A 20725-nucleotide genomic window follows, 5' to 3' on the forward strand; every position below is an offset into this window, starting at 1 on the left:
TTGGAAGCCAAATCCTCAAGATCGACCATGCCCTCGCCATCACTTGCAATCGGCACCACATCAAAGCCGTTGACAGCCGCACTTGCCGGATTGGTACCATGGGCACTGATGGGAATAAGCACCTTGGTGCGTTGGCTCTGCCCTTTCTTGACTAAGTAAGAGCGAATCATCTTCAGGCCGGTATACTCGCCATGAGCCCCCGCACACGGCTGAAGGGTTCCCCAGCTCATTCCCGTAATCGAGGAAAGATCCTCCAACAGGTTGTACATGACCGAAAGGCACCCTTGCGAGGTGGAAACATCCTGCAAGGGATGGATCTGGGTGAATTCGTGCATGCCGGCGATATGTTCGGAGAGCTTGGGATTGTATTTCATCGTGCACGATCCAAGTGGATACATACCGTTGTCCACACCATGCACCAGATTGGAAAGACGGGTGAAATGCCTTACCACATCCAACTCGGCCACCTCGGGAAGACGGGCGTCCTTTTGGCGTACAAGATTCTGCGGCAGGGAAGGCAGTGCTTGCTCGAAGCCGCGGGGAAGGTCCAACGGAGGGAAGCAATATGCCTTCCTCCCCTTCTTTGACAAATCAATCAACAATGGTTCGCTCATTTCATCACCCTCCGTGCAGCGGCCAGATACATCTCCAGCTCCTCTCGACTGCGCTTTTCGGTAACGGCCACCAAGAGGACCAGTTCATCCCTGACCTGGCGGGTTAGTGCAGAAAGCCTCACTCCTGCAAATATGCCTTCGTTTCTCAGCTCCTGCAGGAACTTGCGCATCCGCTTGGCATCGGAGAACACCAGGGGAAACTCACACCAGAACGGCTTGTCCCAAATCAAGGTGATCCCCGGCAGTTGTGCCAGATGATAGGCAAGGTAATGGGCTTTTGCATAGCTCTGGTTGGCGGCTTCAACCATGCCGCCCCAGCCAAGGGAGGACAAGTGTATCGTGGTCATCAAGGCCGCAAGGGCCTGGTTGGAGCAGACATTGCTTGTAGCACGTTCACGCTTGATGTGCTGCTCACGTGCCTGGAGTGTCAGCGTGTAGCCTCTTCGTCCCTGTCCGTCGACCGTAGCTCCGACGATACGACCCGGGATTCTCCTGAGAAGCGCTTCCTTGACAGCCATATACCCGCACGACGGGCCGCCGAATGCCAGGGACAGGCCCAATGATTGGGTGTCTCCGATTCCGATATCGGCGCCCCATTCCGCCGGGCTCTTTTGGATGGCCAGCGAAAGAGGATCGTTGGAGATTGCAAAGAGACAGCCCTTCTCGTGCAGAAGGGAGGCAACATCGGTATAGTCTTCCAAGAGTCCGTAGCGGTTCGGGCTCTGCACGATCAAACCCGCACAGAGGTCGTCCAGCAAGGAGGCAAGGCCGGAAAGATCAACCACCCCGTCCTTCTCAGCTATCAACTTGATGGTATGCTCGGTTCCCTTCGCCCATGTCTTGAGCACCTGCAGCGTGAAGGGATGCAAGGTTTCGGAAACCAAAACGGTGGTGGCTTTGCGCTTGGCGCCGATCATCAACGATGCCGCCTCGCTGGCCGCATTCGCCCCATCATACAGCGACGCATTGGCAACATCGAGTCCGGTGATTTCACACACCATGCTCTGGAATTCGTAGATGGCCTGCAAAAGACCTTGGCTCATCTCAGCCTGATACGGTGTATAGGCTGTTACGAAGGAAGGAAGCGAAGAGAGCGCCTTCACCGTCGCAGGAATAATGTGGTCATAGCAGCCGCAACCGAGAAACGGGATTCCCCTCACGTTGCGCTGGGCTATGGAATCTATCATCCGCTGGACCTCATCCTCGGTCCTCCCATGACTGATGGGAACCGAATCAGCGAGCAGAAGGTCTTCTCCCAACCCATCAAAGAGTTGGTCCAATGAATCAACACCGATGGCCTTCAGCATGTGCTTTCGGTCCTCATCGGTATGGGGAATATAGGGGTAAACCATGGGTACCTCCGAGTACTTGGACAGAACAACGCCGCCATATTCGGCGGCGGCAAACACGATCCTTACAGTGAAGCGAGGTACGCTTCGTAGCCTTTTGCATCCAACAAGGCGTCATAATCCTCTTTGCTGAATGAATGAAGGACATACAGGTGATGCTGATAACAGTCCTCATTGATGAGTTCAGGCGAACCATCAAGTTCCTCATTTGCTTCGCAGACTACACCTTCGACCGGATTGAGGATTGCAGAGGCGGCCTTGACGCTTTCAACAGTCGAAATTTCCTCACCCTTCCCGTAACGCTCCCCGAGGGGAGGCAATTCTACAAACACAATCTCTCCGAGTTCATGCTGGGCATGGTCGGTAATTCCAACATATGCCTTTTCACCTTCAAGACGGACCCACTCATGGTCCTTGCTGTACCGAAGCCGCTCTACAATCTTACTCATTTACAACCTCCAACCATCGTCAATGCTACCATCACCTCTGCTCGTTGTCGAGAGGAAAGTACTTCTGAAGGAAAGCCAAATCCAGCTCTGGGTAGAGTTTGAATGTTTCCAAGAGAGCAAGCACCCTTCTCTGGGCCTCTTGTTTCACTGCCGTGGCCGTTGTTGCCTTGGCTTTGCTCTGCTGCCCGGCGTTTTCACCTTTGGTAAGAATCACCGGCTTGGTGTTTTTCAAAACAAGGGCGATGATCGAAGCTATCTCCTTCATATGAACAGGGCCCATGCCCAACGTGGTTACTGCAGGAGTCCCGATCCTCAGACCGCTCGTATACCAAGGTCCATTGGGATCGAAGGGAAGCGCATTGCGGTTGAGGGTTACACCACACTCACGCAAGGCGGTTTCCGCCTGTCGACCGTTCAGGCCGAAGGAGCGTACATCCAGGAGCATCAGATGATTGTCGGTCCCTCCGGTGGCGACCGTGATACCTTCGCTGCGGCACGCGGCAGCCAAAGCTTCAGAATTCTTGACAATGGCTTGGGCGTACGTTGCAAAGGATGGGTCCAGTGCTTCCTTGAAGGCTACTGCTTTGGCAGCCATGACATGCGGCAGCGGTCCTCCGATTACCAATGGGCAACCCTTGTCAACGCTCTCCGCGAATTCAGCTTTGCAGAGAACCATGCCGCCGCGGGGGCCTCGGAGGGTCTTGTGGGTGGTTGTGGTGACCACATCCGCCCAGAGCACGGGATTGTACTGGTCGGAAAAAACCTTGCCTGCAACCAAGCCGGCGAAATGGGCCATATCCACCATGAACACAGCCCCAACCGAATGAGCGATGTCCGCCATCCGCTTGAAGTCGATCTTGCGTGGATAGGCGCTGTAGCCGGCCAAAAGGATCAACGGCTTGATTTCCTTTGCCTGCTGCTCGATTGCATCATAGTCAAGCAAGCCGGTTTGTCGATCCACCGAATAGCTATAGGCATCGAACATCTGTGCTGAGACATTCTGGCGGTATCCATGGGTAAGATGTCCGCCGCTGTAATAATCCAATCCAAGGATTCTTTGGTTTCCAAGCTTTTCACGAACCTGGTTCCACATCTCCCTGCTCATCTCACTGGGATTGGTGACGCCCAGTTCTGCAAGGGTGGGTACCTGCACCCGTGCATTGAGAATGGCCCAGTAGGCAACCAGGTTGGCATCAGCACCGCTGTGCGGTTGCACATAGGCATGCTCCGCTCCGAAGAGCTTGCAGGCATAGTCACAGGCGATGGCTTCGATTGCATCGACATTGTCGCAACCTGCATAAAAGCGGTGATAGGCATAGCCTTCGCTGTATTTGTCAGTCAAGAGGTTGCCCATGGCAAGCTGGCTGGCGATGGAAGAGAAGTTTTCACTTGCTATCAGCTTCAAGTGAGTCCTCTGATCATGCAATTCGTTGACGATGCGGGCGGCGATGGCGGTGTCAACATCCGCAATTTGCTGCAAGGCTGCTGTATAGGCTACCATTGCCTCATTAACCTGTTCATGCTGTTGCAAATATGCTTGCAATGCTTTTACGTTGGCCATTCTTTTCACCTCTTGCATGTGTTCTTAGCTCGTATCTTGCCCCTGCTTGGCTCCTCTGTCAACGGACTTTGCCCGCTTTGCACATTTCTGTTGCAATTTTTCCTGTCATCCTACTACAATACTCCGATTGTCTTTTTACAAGACAGTTTCAAACACAAAAAAAGTGAGAGTAGTCGGTTATGAAAGAGACAAAAGCACGTGAGACATTGGCCAGCAGACTAGGGTTCATCCTCCTATCGGCCGGGTGCGCCATAGGCCTTGGAAATGTATGGAGATTTCCCTTTATCACCGGCAGGTATGGCGGAGCGGCTTTTGTACTCATTTACATCCTGTTTTTGATCATCCTCGGGCTTCCGGTCATGGTCATGGAACTGGCCATCGGAAGGTCGAGCAAGAAAAACATCGGCTTGGCTCTCAACACCTTGACGCCCACAAAAAAGCCTTGGCATCTCTATGGCAAGCTTGCAATCATCGGCAATTACACCTTGATGATGTTCTACACCACCATCACCGGTTGGTTGCTTTCGTATTTCGTCCACATGATCAAGGGAGATTTTGTCGGACTTGATGCAGCGGGAGTCGGTGCTTTCTTCGGGGGGATGCTGGAAAATCCTGTATCCATGGGCATTTGGATGATCATCGCAGTGATCCTTGGCTTTTTGCCTGTCGCCAGAGGACTGCAAAGCGGTGTTGAGAAGATCACCAAGTACATGATGATCGGCCTCTTGGCCTTGATGCTTATCCTTGCGATCAACAGCCTCACCCTCGAAGGAGGATCGGAGGGGTTGAAATTCTATCTCATCCCTGACTTTGCAAAACTTGGAGGCAACTTCTTCGAAGCTGTGTATGCCGCAATGGGGCAGGCATTCTTCACCCTCAGTTTGGGTATCGGCAGCATTGCCATCTTCGGCTCCTACATCGACAAGAAACACCGCCTGACCGGTGAAGCCGTCCGCATCATCAGTCTGGACACATTTGTCGCCCTATGCAGCGGCTTGATCATCTTCCCTGCGGCATTCGCCTTCGGAGTACAGCCCGATGCCGGTCCGTCGCTGATTTTCATCACCCTGCCCAACATCTTCAACCAAATGGCAGGCGGTCGGTTCTGGGGAACGCTTTTCTTCCTTTTTATGAGTTTTGCAGCCCTGAGCACCCTCATCGCAGTCTTTGAGAACATCATCAGCTTCTGGATCGATGCCAAGGGTGCAAGCAGAAAGAAAGCGACCTTGATCAACGCTATTGCAATCTCCCTGTTGAGTATTCCCTGCGTTCTCGGATTCAACGTGCTAGCAGGCTTCCAACCGTTCGGACCCGGTACCGGAGTCCTCGACCTTGAGGATTTTATCGTCAGCTCAACATTGCTGCCTCTCGGTTCCTTGATCTTTACTCTCTACTGTACCTACAAATATGGCTGGGGATGGAACAAATTCATCACCGAAGCCGACAGTGGGGAAGGACTTAGGTTCCCCTCTGCTCTTCGCGTGTATTTCCAATACATCCTGCCTGCAATCATTCTCGCTATCTTCATCAAGGGCTACTGGGACATCTTTGTAAAGTAGCGTCAGGTTGACACGCACTCATCTAGTGCATATAATTTCCTAGCTTTCAAGCAGATATTTGGAGGATTTGTGGCCAAAGAAGAAGCAATTGAAGTAGAAGGCGTCGTTCGCGAAGCGCTTCCCAATACGATGTTCCGCGTGGAACTACAGAACCAGCACGTTATCCTTGCCCATCTTTCGGGCAAAATGCGCAAGCACTATATCAGGATTGTTCCTGGTGATACCGTGCGTGTTGCACTCTCCCCGTATGATCTGACCAAGGGCCGCATCATCTATCGCGAGCGCTAATCCCATCATACCAGTGAAGGCCGGATTCCCTGAAGAACCCGGCCTCTTTCATGCCCTCATCGCCCTCTACTCACCGGCTTTCAAGATAACCCAAACCACTCCGCTTCCACCATGCATGGCTTTCGGTGTGTACGCTTCGCGCACCACCTTGCTCAACCTGATCTGGGAGAGGGCTGCTTCCTTGAGCAGGGAGTAGCCCTTGTCATTGTGCAGGCCTTTGCCGGTGATGATGGCTACCTTGATCAGGTGCTTATCCTTGGCAGCCCGCAGGAAATCAGAGGTGGCCTTCTCCGCCTCAAGCACTGTCATTCCATGCAGATCCAAGGTTGCCTCAGGTTCCAACGCCCTGAGCTCTCCGATGGTGCGCTCTGTGACCTTGGTCTCCTTCTTCTCCTTGCGGGCCTTCTGGATTGCTGCACTTTCGTCAGCAATCTCATTCCATTTGCGGTAGGTATCTGCAAAAGACCAGCTCACCGAACTCTCACGTTCGCTGTCCAGCTCATCCTTTTCCCGAAGGGCCTGCTCGACTTCAGGGGTGGGCGCCAAGGGAGTTTTGGAAACAACTTTCTCAGCAGGACGGGTATCAACACTCCGTTTCTTGGGAACCTGTTTTCCTTCGAACGCATCCAAAAGAGCTCCGAAATCCTTGGTTGGAACATAGCTGTCGCTTTTCTTGATCGGCTCAATCTCTTTGTTTGCAACCTTCTCACCCTCCCACTCGGCAAGAATCTCGGCAAAGGATTTCTCAACCTGAACCTTGCTGTGACTTTTCATTCGCTTGGTGACCCCGTCAAGCTCTCCGGTTGCTTCCCAGCTTTTGAGAATGTCACCAAAGTTTGCCTTTGGGTCGTAGCCTTTGATCAAAGGCTCCTTGCGTTCACTGACAGAGCTCTTTACCACCTTGGGTTGCTCTTTCTTGATTATCTGTGGTTTGATAGATTTGATATCCTCAAACGGGTGATAGCCATCAGGCTCAACAGGAAGACGGCTGTTTCCAGCCGTCTTGCTTAGTTCCGAGGCCTTCTTTTTCTTCTTAGGCACTCAAACCTCCCTCACATCAAGCAGCTGGGATACAAAGGGCTTGATGATCTCCACCACCTTGCTGATCGGGGCTCCCTGCACCTTGATGGTACAGATTGCGTTGGTCGGATCGGTTCCCATGAAGGTACCGAAGGTGATGATGTCGATGCCCTGCTCACTGAGAGCCTGGCTGATCTTTGCAATGGTTCCCGGTTTGTCTTCAACGATGAAGGAGACCCTGACGCCGAAATGACGGGCTCCAAACAGCTCAAGAAGAATCTTGAACATGTCGCTTTTCGTGACGATTCCAATCAACTTATCGCCTTCAAGAACAGGAAGGCTCGATAAGTCCTGATCGACCATCATGCGGGCTGCTTCTTCAACGGTGGTATCCTTGCTGATGGTCACCACATTCTTGCTCATAAGCTTCTTGACCGTCAGCTTGCTGAGAAGATAGGCCATTTCATGAATGGAGAGACTGCTGGCCGGCGAAGGAGAAGCGTATAGGATGTCTTTCTCGGTTATGATTCCAACCAGCTTCTTGTCCTTGTCGAGAACCGGGAGGCGGTGGACCTTTTCCTGTTTCATCAAGGCCGAAGCTTCGGCAATTGACATATCCGGAGTAGCCGTAACAGGATTGCGCGTCATTCTTCGTTCGATAATCATTTGAATCTCCTACCTACTCTACTCACACTATAATTCAAGAGAGCGCTAATTTCCAGTCATTATTCGCCCAGATACGCCGCCCTGACCTGTTCATTCTCAAGCAATGCCGAGGATGCATCATGCAATACAATCCTGCCATTCTCCATGACGTACCCCTCGGTGGATGCTTTCAGGGCCATGCGTGCATTCTGTTCAACCAAGAACACCGTGACCTTGTCCTGCTTGTTGATCATATCGATTTTTTCAAAAATGTCTGCAATGACCAGCGGAGCCAGTCCCAGTCCGGGTTCATCAAGCAGTATGAGTCTTGGTCCGCTCATAAGAGCACGGGCGATAGCCATCATCTGCTGTTCACCACCGCTGAGCGAGCGGGTTTTCTGCCGTCTGCGCGCTCCGAGTATCGGGAAAAAGTCATACATTGCCTCCTTGCGTTCAGCAATCAGAGTATCATCACGCACCAGGAAGGCACCCATATCAAGATTCTCTTCAACAGTCATATCGGCAAAGACCCGCCTGCCCTCCGGGACCAAGGCAATCCCCTTGGCTGCAATAAGGTCGGTAGTCAGATGCCTGCCGCGTTTCTCACCCTTTACCACTACGGCCTTCGCCCTGCAAATCTCCTCGCCATCGAAAGAGATGGAACCTCCCACCAAAGGCTCCTGACCGACAATAGCTTTTAAAAGCGTACTTTTCCCACTGCCGTTGGCACCGATCAGACAGACGATGTCCCCTTCATTGACATGCATGGAGACATGCTGCAAAGCCTTGATGTTTCCGTAGGAGACACAGATGTCGTCAATGGTTAGCAACTCTTTCATTCTTCTTCCTTTCCAAGATAGGCTTCAATGACGCTCGGATCGCGCTTGATCTGGTGAGGTGTTCCCTGGGCAAGCTTCTGTCCATAATTGAGAACCGTGATGGTGTCACAAATGTTCATCACCAGCTTCATATCATGCTCGATCAAGACGATGGTAACACCCAAATCCCTGATCTTGCGGATGGTGGCCATCAAATGGTCCGTTTCCTGGGGATTCATACCGGCAGCCGGTTCATCCAAAAAGAGCAGTTTGGGATCGGTTGCCAGAGCACGGGCGATTTCCAGCTCCCGCTGTCTTCCGTAAGGAAGATTCTTGGCAAGCTCATTCTTCATCGAACCCATATCAAAGAAATCCAACCAATCACTTGCTCTTTCGTAAATTTGCTCTTCCTCGGCCTTGAGGTGGATATAGCTGTTGATTGCATTGAGGAAGCGCCCTTTGGTCTCACTTTTGCCGGTCTTGAAATGCCTGCCGATCATCACATTTTCCACCACCGTCAACTCCTTGAAGAGACGGATGTTCTGAAAGGTCCTGGCAATACCCATCCTGCAAATCGAGTGGGCGGGATAGCCGGTAATATTTTTCTGGTTGAAGAAGACTTTGCCCGATGAGGGAGTATCGAGTCCGGTAATGTTGTTGAACAGGGTGGTCTTGCCCGCCCCGTTCGGACCGATCAGACCGGTTATCAAGCCTCCTTCAACCGTAAAGTCTACTTTATTGACAGCTATGACACCGCCATAAGCACGGGTCAATGCTTCAGTTTCCAAGAGAATCATTGTGCACCCCCCTTGCTTTTCCCGGATGCACTGCCATACCGGCGGGTCTCCCTTCCAAGAATTCCCTGGGGACGCCAAATCATCATAACCACCAGGATGAGGCCAAAGAGTATCTGCTGGAATTGTGCCGGGATACTCCCAGACAATCCTGTAAGTTGCGGGAAATAGCTGATAAACTGAATAATGAAGGCGCCGAGAATCGAGGCCTTGAAGTTGCCCATGCCACCGAGGACCACCATGCACAGCACCATGACAGAAACCATGAACGTGTAGGTTCCAGGAGTGACCGAAAGGGTGAATGTTGCTTGGAGGGAGCCGGCAATACCTGCAACCGAAGCTCCCAGGATGAAGGCAGACACCTTGTACTTGGTAATATTTATGCCCATAGCTTGAGCTGCAATCTCATCCTCGCGTACTGCAGTAAGGGCCCTTCCCATTCGGGAACGAGCCAAACGCTGAAACAAAAAATAAGCAATCACTACAAATATGAAGATCATGAAAAGGAAGGCGTACTTTTTGTAAGGATTGATGGTGTACCCGAACAAAATCGGCATGGGAATCTTTTGGATTCCCATGGGACCGTTGGTAAGGCTGTCCCAGTTGTTGAGTACGTTACGTACAATCTCACCAAAACCAAGGGTGGCGATAGCTAAATAGTCACCCTTGAGCCGCAAGGTAGGCAATCCGATAAGAAGCCCGAAGAGTGCACTCAACAGGAAAGCCACGGGAAGAGTTCCCCAGAAGCTCCATCCAAAACGGGTCGTCAGGATTGCTGTTGCATAGCTGCCGATGGCAAAGAAACCTGCCTGGGTAAGGCTGAGCATCCCGCCGTAACCGGTGATGATGTTCTGGCCGAGGGCCATGAGGGCATATATCCCCGAATAAATCAGAATAAGCAAAAAGAAGTTGAACATATTATACCTTCTCCTTTTCGACCTTGCCGAAGAGTCCCTCAGGTTTGACCAGCAGGATGATGATCAGTACACCAAAGGCAATGGTGTCTTTCAAGCCGGTGGGAATCCCGAAGATTGCGACACCGAAGGTTTCCAAAAGACCCAGCAGGATACCGCCGAACATGGCTCCGCTGATATTGCCGATGCCTCCGACAACAGCAGCGACGAAGGCCTTCAGGCCGGTCATGGTGCCCATGGTTGCATACACCTTGAAATCCAAGGCTATCAAGATGCCGCCAACGGCGGCGAGGGCGCTGCCGATGGCAAAGGTAAGGCTGATGATACGGTTGACATTGATGCCCATCAACATTGCCGTGCCTTGGTCGAGACTGGTGGCACGCATCGCCTTGCCCATGCGGGTCCTGTCGATGAACAATTTCAGGATGATCATCATTGCGAGCGACACCACCAGGATAAGAACCTGGTGCGGGGTTATCACCACTTCTCCCAAGTGGAGGGGGGTGTTGTCAAACGGATAGTTGAATTTCCTTGAGTGTGTCCCGAACATCCATGCGGCACTGTTGCTGAGAATGAACGACACCCCGATGGCACTCAGCAGCGGTGCAAGGCGCGTAGCCTTGCGAAGTGGTTTATAGGCCACCCGTTCAATGAACATCCCCAGCAGTGCACTGAATGCCATACTGATGATCATGGCTAGGAAGAATGATGTGATTGTCCATAAACCCAGCGGGGAAGAACCCCTTAACAGGTCAAAGAGGAACAACCCTACGTACGCGCCTACCATCAAGACGTCACCATGGGCGAAGTTGATAAATTTCAGAATGCCATACACCATCGTATATCCAAGGGCGATAAGGGCGTAGATGCCTCCGAGCGTCAGGCCATTCATCAAGTGTTGGAAGAATTCAGCAATTCCCACGATGCTCTCTCCTTCGTACGAGAACTGAACAGTACGATAACATGAAAAGACCGGTGTAAACAACACCGGTCCTCCTATATCCCGCGAGAACGGGAATACTTTTTAGACCTTAGTCAATCTGGACCAGCTTGCCATCGACCACCGTAAAGGTTCCAAGATACTCGGGAGTAGTCTTGTTGACCTTGTACAGGCCCTGGTAGGCAACCAAGTCGCCGTTTTCTGCAAAATTGATGGTTCCGCTTACGCCGGGGTAATCCTTGGTTGCAGCAACTGCATCACGGACTGCCTTGCGGTCGAACTTGCCGCTGGCCTTATAGACTTTGTCCATGGCGGCGAGCAGGATGTTGGTGCCGTCATAGGCATTGGTGGCAAAACTATCAGGTCCTACACCATACTTTGCAGTATACTGGGAAACAAAGGTATTGAAAGCAGGACTTTCTTTTACTTTTGCAGGACCGACATAGATGACACCGTCGGTGAATTCACCAGCAAGCTTGTATATGTCGGGGTTGGAGAAACCATCACAGGAGAGGAACGGAATCTTCATGCCAAGCTGGGAAGCCTGCTCAAGAATCTGAGCCATCTCTGCAGTATAGTTGGGGATGTAGATGGCCTGAGGATTGGCAGAGCGAATTCTGGTCAACTGGGTTTTAAAATCCTTATCGCCGACATTGAAAGCCTCGGCAATGGTAATCTGGCCGCCGGCTGCTTTAAAAGCTGCAGACATGCCTTCATACAAGCCCTGGCTGTAGTCGTTCTTGGCATACAAGACGCCGATGGTGCGATACCCAAGCTTATCAAAGAAATAGTGGCCTGCTACCTCGCCCTGGAGGCCGTCGGATACGACGGTGCGGAATACATAGTCACCGATATTGGTGATGTCTGCATGGGTGGCCGACGGGCTGATCATCACAATGCCTTCGTTCTGCACGCGTTCACCGACTGCAAAACTCGTTCCCGTGAGAACAGGACCGATCAGACCAACAATCTTATCGGAGGAGGAGAGCTTCTCGATGGAGGAAAGACCCTTCTCGACTCGTCCTTCGGAATCTTCAGTGACGAGTACGACAGGAAGTTTTCCGCCAAAACCTCCCTTGGCGTTGAACTGCTCGACAGCAAGCATGGCTGAGTTGTTGCTCAACACACCATAGTTGGCGTAGTCACCGCTCATGGGACCCATGAAACCGATTTTCGGGCTGGCTGCTTCACCACCGCCCTGTGCAAATGCGGGAAAGGACAATACGGCCAAGATGGCCAACAGAACAAACAGGCTTTTCTTCATCTTTGGTACCTCCAAATGATGCCCGACAGTAAACTATCGAAACATTTACTTGGTTATACAATAACAAGTATATTTATGCAATATTCAAACACTGCAATTTGAAAATTTTCCAAATATCGGCACCCGGGAAGCCTTTCAGCCCTCATATATCACTCATTGCGGTCTCTCATTCTATCCATACGCTCCTCCTCGTGCTATGCTTTTCTCAGCTTTCATCCAAGGAGGACTCCATGGCAGAGAAACGCAACATGTTCGCCGAGTTCAAGAAATTCATCTCCCGTGGCAATGTAATAGATCTGGCAGTCGGTATCATTATCGGCGGAGCATTCACTGCCATCGTGAATTCTTTGGTAAAGGACATCCTGATGCCTTTCATCGGATTGATCCTGGGGGGTGTAAGTTTTGTTGATTTGAAAATCATCATCGCCGAAGCTACCGAACAGTCTGCTGAAGTCGCCATCATGTACGGGGTCTTCATCCAGAAAGTCATCGATTTTTTAGTCATCGCCTTTGTGGTGTTCATGCTGGTCAGGACGATCAACAGGCTGCGCGACCACCTCGAGGCATCGAAAAACGCTGGAGAACAGGGCAAAACAGCGGCAACACCCGCCCCGGCACCTGTTACTCCACCCGACATCGTCCTGCTGACCGAAATCAGGGACCTGCTGAAGAAGAAATAAGGAGAATACCAGCAAGGATAAGAAGTTTTTACTCCCGCCCCTTGCAACCCATTTCCATTTGCGGTACTATCGATTCTGCATTTGCTCCTGTAGCTCAGCTGGATAGAGCACTTCCCTCCTAAGGAAGGGGTCGTGCGTTCGAATCGCGCCAGGGGCACGTTTGAGAGGTTGTTCACACAGCCTCTCTTTTTTGTTTCTAGAGAATCTCCTCAATAAGCAGCGGGTATTTGGACAGCGGCTCGCAGCCTCTCTTGCCGATGAGAATCGGATTTTCATAGCGAAAGCCTATACCCTCTTCCATGCTGGCGTACTGCATCGCACAGATGACCATCTCCCCTTCCTGGTAGACATGGTCTGGATTCGTCCAATAGGGGAACGGACCTTCCATGGCATGCCCGATCCGCCACTCATCACCAAAGAGCCCGATGCCGTGCTCGCAGCCGGGCAGAAGGAAATCGGAACAATCAAGGCTCTCGGCCCGATCCATCATTACCTGGGCAAGACTCGATGGAGTCGCTCCCTCGCGATAGTGATCGAGTACAGTCTGCACCAAATCAACAAAGTTGTCTGCATGACGGCGCTGTCGTTTGGTTGCCGGGCCGATCAGATAGTTGTGTGAATGATCACCCAAGGCAAGGAGGAACATCGAATGCAGGTCCACCATCAGTGGCTCCCCAGCCGCCAGGGCCTTGGTCGTCGGAGGCGTGCAAGCTCCGAGGGCGGTGCGATACCCGCTTGAAATCTCATTGAGCCCGGCAAAGTTCCACTCCGACACCGAGCCTTCCTTGCGCATTGCCAAAGCGGCGATACCGCCAACAACCGTCTCGGTCAGATGCTTCCAACCACCGTCGCAGAGCGCCTCAAACACAGCTCTCTGCCCGACATCGACGATGCGTGAGGCCTCGCGAAAGCGAGCCACCGTCGCCGCATCCTTGATGATGGAAAGCTCATCGACCAGATGATGGGCGTTTACCAGTTGCCATCCCGGGAGGGCGGCCCCGATCTGGGTGTACTCATAGTGGCTGAGATTGCCTTCGGCGGTATAGGTTGCTATCCCGTCCTCGACGCCCAGCCTCCCTTGGGCGATTCCGAGCTCCTCGGTCAGGCAGGCTGAAATCAGGCTTACAGGATCCTGTCCTCCCATCGGAGCATACGCACGAACATTGTCGGCCGAGAGCCAGGTCTCATCACCTACTCTCGTTGCATCAACAATGAAGGTGTGGAGAATCGGTTCTCCCTTGCGGGGAACAAGGACATAGCTGCGCCAGGGGATGAAGGCATCCAACAAGAAACTCAGGGTTCGGGGACGAGTACCCAAGTATGCATCAAGCCCCTCTTTCTCCATCGCGCTCTGCAAATCTGCCACTCGCTTGGGATTATCAATATAATACGGGCTTGCTTGGTCCAATCTGTTTGCCATGCTCACACCTCCCTGTAGTCGGTCGGAATCATGCTGAGAATCTTATTCACCCGATCAGCAAGCGGTGCAAGCCGGACTGCCTTTGCCATATTGCCTTTCAGGCGAAGCTTGCCGGTCATCAAGGCCCGGGTACTGCTCAGCTCCCCGCGGGTAATCGAAGCAAAAACCGAGTATGGGCCGCGAATAATGAATTCAGCTTCAGGGGCAGGCACCTCGCCGGTCTCAAACGCAACAACCTTGCCATCCTCACACTTCAGATAGAGAAAAAATTCTTTCCCCTCGGGTCCGTTCTCATAGATGTCCACCATCGAAGTGGTCACGTTGTGCATCTTCGCGGGGTCGATCTCGCTGACAAGCAGTTTCAGCCCCTCATCCCTCCACCTTGTGCTCAAGTACTCAAGCTTCTCATCCATATGCTCATTCCTCCTTATGTGGCGTACGGGCCAACAGCCCGTGCAATACCAAATCCAAGCTCTGGGTGAACCGTCTCTCCTCACTGCCCGACTCTTCCACATAGGCACGCTCGATAGAAAGCCGATACAGCGAGAACAGAATCCGGGCGGCAAGCTGTACATCCTCCACCCAGAACACCTTTTCATCCACAGCCTTCTGGATGACTGAAGCCAACAACTGTATGGACTTGTCATTGATTTTTGCAAATGGATCAATACCATCCAATACAGGAAAGAGCGAAGGATCGCTTGCAAGGATTCTTCTGAGCCTGGGTTCCTTCTGCATGTAGGAAAACGCACTCATGCACAGCGCCTTGAAGCTTTCGAGCGGATGCTCCTGGGCTTTTGCCTGCTGGAGAGCGTAGGCTTGCCATTGCTCGAAGGCATAGGCGACACACTGGATATAGAGGTCTTGCTTGTCTTGTACATAGCGATACAGGGTACCGACGGCGACCTGCATGCGAAGAGCAATGTCTTCCATGCTGGTCTTGCGATACCCGTACTCGGAGAACACCGACAGCGCTGTCTCAAAGAGTTGTTGTTTTCTTTTCAGACCTTTAGGTGAATAAGTGAAGATATCATTCATATCTTCATTTTACACCCAATCGACCTCACGTCAAGAGAAGGAAGACCCGTATAAGAGCATTCGCCCCATGTTGACGGTATCCTGGACGAGGTTTGTTAGTTCCCGGTCACCGCCAGGCGAAGCCTGCCGTGTATGAAAATCCGACTACGAAGACCTACCCATCGCTCAGGTGTGCTGGAGCAGACCTTCTCAGCCATCGAACCATGATTTATGAGGGCAGGGTCAGAATCGGTGCAAGCTAGACATGCATCCACTGAACAGAAACAGCATCAAACAATGCCGAGAAAGAGTATCAAGAAACTGCAAATGGTCACGCCAGCCTAAACATTACCATTGGTAATGTGCAAGATCTTAAGTAAGACCGCCTGCACAAGAGCAGGCGGTACAGGTTCATAGGAGTAGGAACAAGAGCAGAATCAGCAGGAGAAGCACAATGGGTAGTGCCATGAAGCCGATCTTCAGCAGCTTCTTTTGTTGCTGCTCGAGTCGCTGCTCAACGGTCTGCTTGCTGCGCTCCGCCTCAAGCCGTTTTTCTTCTTCCTCGAGTTTTCGCTGACGCTCTTCCTCCGCCTTCAGCTCGGCTTCACGTTTCTTTTTGTTCACCTCGACTTGTCGGGCTTCCTGCTCCTTCAGATTGAGGTAGCAACGGCCGCACAAAACAAAACCCTCGCAATCGTGGAGGTCGTCGTAGTAGCTTTCATTGCATTCAGGACAAATATAACAACGCTTGAGTTTTCCTTCCTCGACGAGCTTGCACACCACCATATGGTGCTCATGCCCGGAAAGTTCTTCTTCTCCCTTGAACACCTTTTTCCACCAGGGAAGAGCCTTTTTGACCTTGGGTTGCTTCTCCAGCTCCTGGGCAAGGCGGACGATCCGCTCGCTCAACCCCCGGTCCTGAGTGATCAGCAACAGGCTCTTGTTCACCCCGACTTGACGGAACAGGGAGACCAGATGATCGTCTGCAATACCGGTGCTGCCGGTATCCCCGATGCGCACAATTCCGCGTTTGGCGAGTTGACGAATCAGGTCGGGACGGATGGTGGCACGGACACGCACCTCCAAATCCTTCTCAGGATTGTCCTTCAGGCCGTGCAACTCCTCCATCGTCTTCTCAAGAATGAGCAACTTCTTTTTTCTGCGCTTGAGGATAGGTTCTGCATTGGTGACAAAATAGAGAAAATAATCCAATTGGATGATCGGGGCGGTGTCTACATATATCTCGTCAAAAGAGCGCAGCTGCTCATCCAACATCCCAAGGTACGCTTCATCAGGAGCTGCGAATCGGGAGCATTCACCCAGCTTGCATGCAATGATCTCCCGGTAAAGAGGCAGTTCGCTTGCAGCCTTTGCTCCTTCCACCTTGATCCCGGCACTTCGGAGAATACTGGCAAGCTTCTCCTTTCCCAGACGGAATTCGGAGGAAAGCACATCCAGTGCATTATCTGCCGAGATGGTCTCCACTTTGATAGCCGGGGCTCTTCTGCCCATGAGTTTTGCCATGATTGGGTTCCATCAATCCTTCGCACGCTTGGTGCGGATGAGCTCGATAGCTTCAGCGAGCGTAAGAGAAAGTGCTTTCTCTTCATCCTTCTTGTACTCATTGGGCAGTGCGACATTATCCTTGCCCGCCTTCAGGTAGAAGCCATACCGCCCGGTGGCCAGAACAACCGCTTCGCCCTCAAACTCCCCCAGATTCTTGACCGTGGAAGCCTTGGCCATTCTCGAACCACCCTTTCCTTTGCTCTTTTCCACTTCTTGGGAGAGCAGGGCGAGGGCCTCCTCCAAGGTAATCGAAAAGAGTTGCTCGTCATGGTCGGTCTTCTTCAGATTCCGGGTCTTGTTTTTGCACGCGATGTAGGGGCCGTACTTGCCCTTGAAGGCGAGCACGTCATTTCCCTCTTCATCCTTCCCTAAATTTCGGGGAAGGCTGAGATACCGATTTGCCAGTTCAAGGTCTTCCGCCCTGCCGGCATCCTGCACCCACTTGGGAATACTCGCCCGCTTGGCGTCCTTGCCGTCACCTTCCTGCCAGTAAGGGCCGAACCTCCCATTCATCACCTTCACCGCCCCACCATTGACAGCACCGTTTCCCAAGCTTACCGGTTCTTGCTTCTCCTTGCCGTTTGCAAGGAGGGTCTTTACATCCTCATCGGTGATGTTGCCGGGGATCCAGGTGGGAGGCAGGGAGATGAAAGCACCGTTGGCGTCAATGACATAGGCGCCGTACGGACCGATCATGACGGGGTTGTCATTGCTGATATGCGGCAGTTGCAGCGTTTTGGACAGAACCTTGTTGTCCTGTTGCAACTGCAGGACATTCTGGTTCTGCAGGCCGCTGTCGCCGCAATAGAAGGAACAAAGAAAGGATTTCTTATCAAGTTCGCCCGAAGCGATCTTGTCCAAGCCATCCTCCATCATGGAAGTAAAGTCATAGTCGACGAACCGGGAGAAGTTGGTCTCCAGGAACTGGCATACGGCAAACCCGATGAAGGTGGGAGCCAGGGCGGAGCCCTCCTTGACCACGTATCGACGGTCGAGCAAAGTCTTGATGATCGTGGCATAGGTTGAAGGTCGTCCAATGCCTCGTTTCTCCAGCTCCTGTACAAGGGAAGCTTCGGTATAGCGTGCAGGACTCTTGGTTTGGTGCTCCACTACCTCAAGGCTCTCGAGCGGACATACTTGACCGACCTTCATGGCGGGCAACAACGTCTCCTTGTCTTCCAAGGCGGCATCAGGGTCATCCGATCCTTCCACATACGCTCTCAGGAAACCCGGGAATACTATTTCGGTCCCCGTTGCGGTAAACGTGCCGTTGCCGGCCTCAAGGGTGACCGTGGTGGTGGCTTTTTTCGCTTCGGCCATCTGGCTTGCAAGCGTGCGTTTCCAGATCAGCTCGTACAAGGCCAACTCCTTGCCGGACAAATGTGTCTGGGAGGGTTGAAGGAAGGAATCCCCGGCCGGCCTGATCGCTTCATGTGCTTCCTGCGCACCGACGCTCTTTGCAGCAAAGTAGCGGGGTGACGGGGACAAGTACTCCTTGCCATAGAGCTGGTCAACCAGATGCCTTGCCGCGTTGGTACCCTCCGCACTCAAAGAAGGGCTGTCGGTACGCATATAGGTGATGAAGCCGTTCTCATAGAGTTTCTGGGCGATGCGCATCGTATCGGAAGCGCTGATGTGCAGTTTCTTGATCGCATCCTGCTGGAGGGTGCTGGTGGTGAACGGGATGCTGGGTCGGGTGACAAAGGGTTTTCTCTGGATGTCCTGCACCGTGAACTGCTCGCTTCTCAGTTCCTTCACAATGGAAAGGGCTTGCTCCTTGGAAAGTTTCAGAACCGTATCGTTGGCCTTGTAGTGGCCGGTCACTGAATCAAAATCCTTGCTGTTCGCCAACCGTTGACCCTGATAGGCTGTCAACTTGGCTTCAAAACCCTGCTTTTGAGCAGCCAGCAATTGCGCCTTGGCATCGTAGTAGGTGCTTTGCTGGAACATAAGTCGTTCGCGCTCACGCTGGACAGTCAAACGAAGCCCGACCGATTGCACACGCCCGGCGGAAAGTTTCTTGTTGGAGAGCTTTTTCCATAACGTCGGAGAGAGGGTGTAGCCATAGAGACGGTCGACGATGCGCCGTCCTTCCTGAGCCTGTACCAAGTTCTCATCCAGAGGTCTGCCGCCTTCAAGCGCCTTGGTGATTGCACTTTTGGTAATCTCGTGGAACACCATCCGCTTAAACGGAATTTTCGGCTTGAGCACTTCAAGCAAATGCCAGGAAATACTCTCTCCCTCACGGTCCTCATCAGTTGCCAATAAAAGCCGGTCGGCCTTCTTCAGACTGCTTTTGAGCTCCTTGATCAAGGACTCCTTCCCTTCCACAACCTCGTAGTCGCATGCAAAATCACGCTCGACATCGATGGCCATCCGGTCCTCCGGAAGGTCCCTGATATGCCCTTTGCTTGCGACAACCTTGTAATTGGAAGGAAGGAATTTTGTAATTGTTTTCGCCTTGGTAGGCGACTCAACAATGATCAACGTATTGGCATCATCCATGCATTCTTCTCCTGAAGACCCGAGGTCTTAGGTTAACACATATACTGCCGCCTTCAGCTTTTGTCAACGCATACTTTCCAATTGGACTAGGGAATGCATGTACAGACAAACACCCCTTTCTCCCCGGGATTGGGGGATGTGAACAGTCCCCACGAAGCAAGTCCGTCGCCCTTTGTTTCGAAGTGCAGTTCTTTTTCCCCTTTAGGGGAAAGGATGAACCGATAGGTCGACCGGGTCTTGAAAGAGAGGGAACCAACCTTGGTTTTCACTTCCACCTGATAGCGGTCGATACCAAACTCAACGGAGGTAACGCTCCAAACAGAAGGTTTGAATTTTGTTGTGTTGAAAACTTCGGCGTTGGCCCGGTAGGCTTGCTGTTGCTCGCTTTCTCCCTCGAATGGTATCTCTTCATTGATGCGGTCGTTGGCCAGCAAGGGAAAAACCGTATACGGACGATCATACAAAGCCTGAATGGAATAATAAGGCGGGGTATGGGAAACCAGGAATTCAAGCTGTCTGCACTTTCCCTTGTTGTCCTTGTCGGTCACATTAACCCACCGGTAGAGGCCTTCCCAGCCACCTGTCTCGTACCAAGCCTTATCTGCAGCTACATCGATATTGCCCGACCTGCGTGCGGCGACAAGGACTTCGTAACGGCGATGGCTTTCCAAAGGGTGCTCATTGGAACCAAGAACTACGCCGGTCGACCGCACCCGATGCATCGCAGCGCCATCCAAGTAGACATCATAATAGTCTGCACCCGAAACCGCCTCCCATGCCAGATGCAACTGATTGGGATGTGCCGCCAGAAGGTCAATCTTCAGTGTTGCTGCAAAGAGGGGCAGGCTGCAGAGAAGCAACAGGCTGACAACCGCTCGTTTCATACCTTACTATAGACACAGTGGTCGCCTGGTTGCAAGAGATTGCCATGCCGGCTACTATCGAAGCCATGACCATATACGTGATCTCCTGCTGCCTCGAAGAGGGCAATCTCAGCTACCCCCTCGGGGCTTTGTGCATCCAAAGCGCCATTCTTGCCCGGCAGGAAAAAGAGCAGTGCATCCACCACGCGTTTACACTCGCCGATGATCCCGTAAAAGCGGCCGCATCGCTTTCCCTACAAGCCAATGATGTCGTAGGACTTTCAGTATATCTTTGGAACAGGGGTTGGATGGACCAGTTTTCGCAAACACTGAAGAAGAACACCACATCCTTTCACCTTTTTGCCGGCGGTCCCGAGGCCACAGCCAACCCATATTCATTTGACCTTGACCTCTACGATTTCCTCATTCTCGGCGAGGGCGAGGAGACGGTGGTGAACG

General features: G+C 52.3%; 20 protein-coding genes, 1 tRNA gene and 1 pseudogene. 5 read left to right on the forward strand and 17 right to left on the reverse strand.

Annotated elements, in window-relative coordinates; genetic code table 11:
* The 4 genes and pseudogenes from B3F49_RS03150 to B3F49_RS03165 form a co-directional block, all read right to left on the reverse strand.
* Window positions 1-614: pseudogene (locus B3F49_RS03150) on the reverse strand (aminomethyl-transferring glycine dehydrogenase subunit GcvPB); the annotation flags it as partial.
* Window positions 611-1966 (reverse strand): aminomethyl-transferring glycine dehydrogenase subunit GcvPA, encoded by a 1356-nt coding sequence (gene gcvPA / locus B3F49_RS03155; protein ID WP_293894654.1) that lies wholly within the window; start codon window positions 1964-1966, stop codon window positions 611-613. The pseudogene B3F49_RS03150 and the gene gcvPA, both read right to left, overlap by 4 nt.
* Before the next feature lie 62 nt (window positions 1967-2028).
* The gene (gcvH, locus tag B3F49_RS03160) at window positions 2029-2412 is read right to left on the reverse strand and encodes a glycine cleavage system protein GcvH (protein WP_293894657.1); all 384 of its coding nucleotides are present in this window, start codon (window positions 2410-2412) and stop codon (window positions 2029-2031) included.
* Between the two features lie 31 nt (window positions 2413-2443).
* Window positions 2444-3973 (reverse strand): glycine hydroxymethyltransferase, encoded by a 1530-nt coding sequence (locus tag B3F49_RS03165; RefSeq protein ID WP_293894660.1) that lies wholly within the window; start codon window positions 3971-3973, stop codon window positions 2444-2446.
* A 179-nt stretch (window positions 3974-4152) separates the two neighbouring features.
* Between B3F49_RS03165 and B3F49_RS03170 the strand changes: the two genes are divergently transcribed.
* Both B3F49_RS03170 and infA read left to right on the forward strand, forming a co-directional pair.
* Entirely contained in the window at window positions 4153-5532 is a 1380-nt protein-coding gene (locus tag B3F49_RS03170) for a sodium-dependent transporter (RefSeq protein ID WP_293894662.1), read from the forward strand.
* Window positions 5533-5601: 69 nt separating this feature from the next.
* Window positions 5602-5820: a translation initiation factor IF-1 gene (gene infA / locus B3F49_RS03175; RefSeq protein WP_013607767.1), complete on the forward strand. Its 219-nt coding sequence runs from the start codon at window positions 5602-5604 to the stop codon at window positions 5818-5820.
* A 66-nt stretch (window positions 5821-5886) separates the two neighbouring features.
* Here infA and B3F49_RS03180 read toward each other — a convergent pair whose 3' ends face one another.
* From B3F49_RS03180 to B3F49_RS03210, 7 genes are all read right to left on the reverse strand, one after another.
* Window positions 5887-6861: a Smr/MutS family protein gene (locus tag B3F49_RS03180; protein ID WP_293908930.1), complete on the reverse strand. Its 975-nt coding sequence runs from the start codon at window positions 6859-6861 to the stop codon at window positions 5887-5889.
* Complete coding sequence (locus B3F49_RS03185) at window positions 6862-7506, reverse strand: CBS domain-containing protein (protein WP_293894676.1); 645 nt, start codon at window positions 7504-7506, stop codon at window positions 6862-6864.
* 59 nt (window positions 7507-7565) lie between these two features.
* A complete protein-coding gene (locus tag B3F49_RS03190; protein WP_293894679.1) occupies window positions 7566-8324 on the reverse strand; it encodes an ABC transporter ATP-binding protein in 759 nt (252 codons plus the stop codon).
* Complete coding sequence (locus B3F49_RS03195; RefSeq protein WP_293894681.1) at window positions 8321-9100, reverse strand: ABC transporter ATP-binding protein; 780 nt, start codon at window positions 9098-9100, stop codon at window positions 8321-8323. The genes B3F49_RS03190 and B3F49_RS03195 overlap by 4 nt, the downstream gene beginning before the upstream one ends.
* Window positions 9097-10014: a branched-chain amino acid ABC transporter permease gene (locus B3F49_RS03200; RefSeq protein WP_293894684.1), complete on the reverse strand. Its 918-nt coding sequence runs from the start codon at window positions 10012-10014 to the stop codon at window positions 9097-9099. The genes B3F49_RS03195 and B3F49_RS03200 overlap by 4 nt, the downstream gene beginning before the upstream one ends.
* 1 nt (window position 10015) lies before the next feature.
* A complete protein-coding gene (locus B3F49_RS03205; protein WP_293894687.1) occupies window positions 10016-10933 on the reverse strand; it encodes a branched-chain amino acid ABC transporter permease in 918 nt (305 codons plus the stop codon).
* A 109-nt stretch (window positions 10934-11042) separates the two neighbouring features.
* On the reverse strand, window positions 11043-12215 hold the full coding sequence (locus B3F49_RS03210) for an ABC transporter substrate-binding protein (protein ID WP_293894690.1): 1173 nt from the start codon (window positions 12213-12215) through the stop codon (window positions 11043-11045).
* Between the two features lie 230 nt (window positions 12216-12445).
* Between B3F49_RS03210 and mscL the strand changes: the two genes are divergently transcribed.
* Together mscL and B3F49_RS03220 are read left to right on the forward strand one after the other, a co-directional pair.
* On the forward strand, window positions 12446-12895 hold the full coding sequence (gene mscL, locus B3F49_RS03215) for a large-conductance mechanosensitive channel protein MscL (protein ID WP_293894693.1): 450 nt from the start codon (window positions 12446-12448) through the stop codon (window positions 12893-12895).
* A gap of 83 nt (window positions 12896-12978) precedes the next feature.
* Window positions 12979-13052 (forward strand) — tRNA-Arg (locus tag B3F49_RS03220).
* 39 nt (window positions 13053-13091) lie between these two features.
* Here the strand turns inward: B3F49_RS03220 and B3F49_RS03225 are convergent.
* The 6 genes from B3F49_RS03225 to B3F49_RS03250 form a co-directional block, all read right to left on the reverse strand.
* Window positions 13092-14315 (reverse strand): M24 family metallopeptidase, encoded by a 1224-nt coding sequence (locus B3F49_RS03225; RefSeq protein WP_293893026.1) that lies wholly within the window; start codon window positions 14313-14315, stop codon window positions 13092-13094.
* Between the two features lie 2 nt (window positions 14316-14317).
* Window positions 14318-14728, reverse strand: coding sequence for an SCP2 sterol-binding domain-containing protein (locus B3F49_RS03230; RefSeq protein WP_293893024.1), 411 nt, complete (start codon window positions 14726-14728; stop codon window positions 14318-14320).
* A gap of 4 nt (window positions 14729-14732) precedes the next feature.
* Window positions 14733-15353: a TetR/AcrR family transcriptional regulator gene (locus B3F49_RS03235; RefSeq protein ID WP_293893022.1), complete on the reverse strand. Its 621-nt coding sequence runs from the start codon at window positions 15351-15353 to the stop codon at window positions 14733-14735.
* A gap of 390 nt (window positions 15354-15743) precedes the next feature.
* Complete coding sequence (locus tag B3F49_RS03240; protein ID WP_293893019.1) at window positions 15744-16856, reverse strand: hypothetical protein; 1113 nt, start codon at window positions 16854-16856, stop codon at window positions 15744-15746.
* A gap of 12 nt (window positions 16857-16868) precedes the next feature.
* Entirely contained in the window at window positions 16869-19403 is a 2535-nt protein-coding gene (topA, locus tag B3F49_RS03245) for a type I DNA topoisomerase (protein ID WP_293908931.1), read from the reverse strand.
* A gap of 86 nt (window positions 19404-19489) precedes the next feature.
* Window positions 19490-20287 carry a hypothetical protein gene (locus B3F49_RS03250; protein ID WP_293908932.1) on the reverse strand — a complete coding sequence of 266 codons (798 nt, stop codon included), beginning with the start codon at window positions 20285-20287 and terminating at the stop codon, window positions 19490-19492.
* 65 nt (window positions 20288-20352) lie between these two features.
* On the opposite strand from B3F49_RS03250, the gene B3F49_RS03255 reads away from it, so the two are divergent.
* Window positions 20353-20725, forward strand: a 373-nt coding sequence (locus tag B3F49_RS03255; protein ID WP_349681278.1) for a cobalamin-dependent protein, incomplete at its 3' end; no start/stop codon positions are given.

It is taken from the genome of Sphaerochaeta sp. UBA5836, from assembly GCF_002432845.1.
Classification (GTDB): domain Bacteria; phylum Spirochaetota; class Spirochaetia; order Sphaerochaetales; family Sphaerochaetaceae; genus Sphaerochaeta.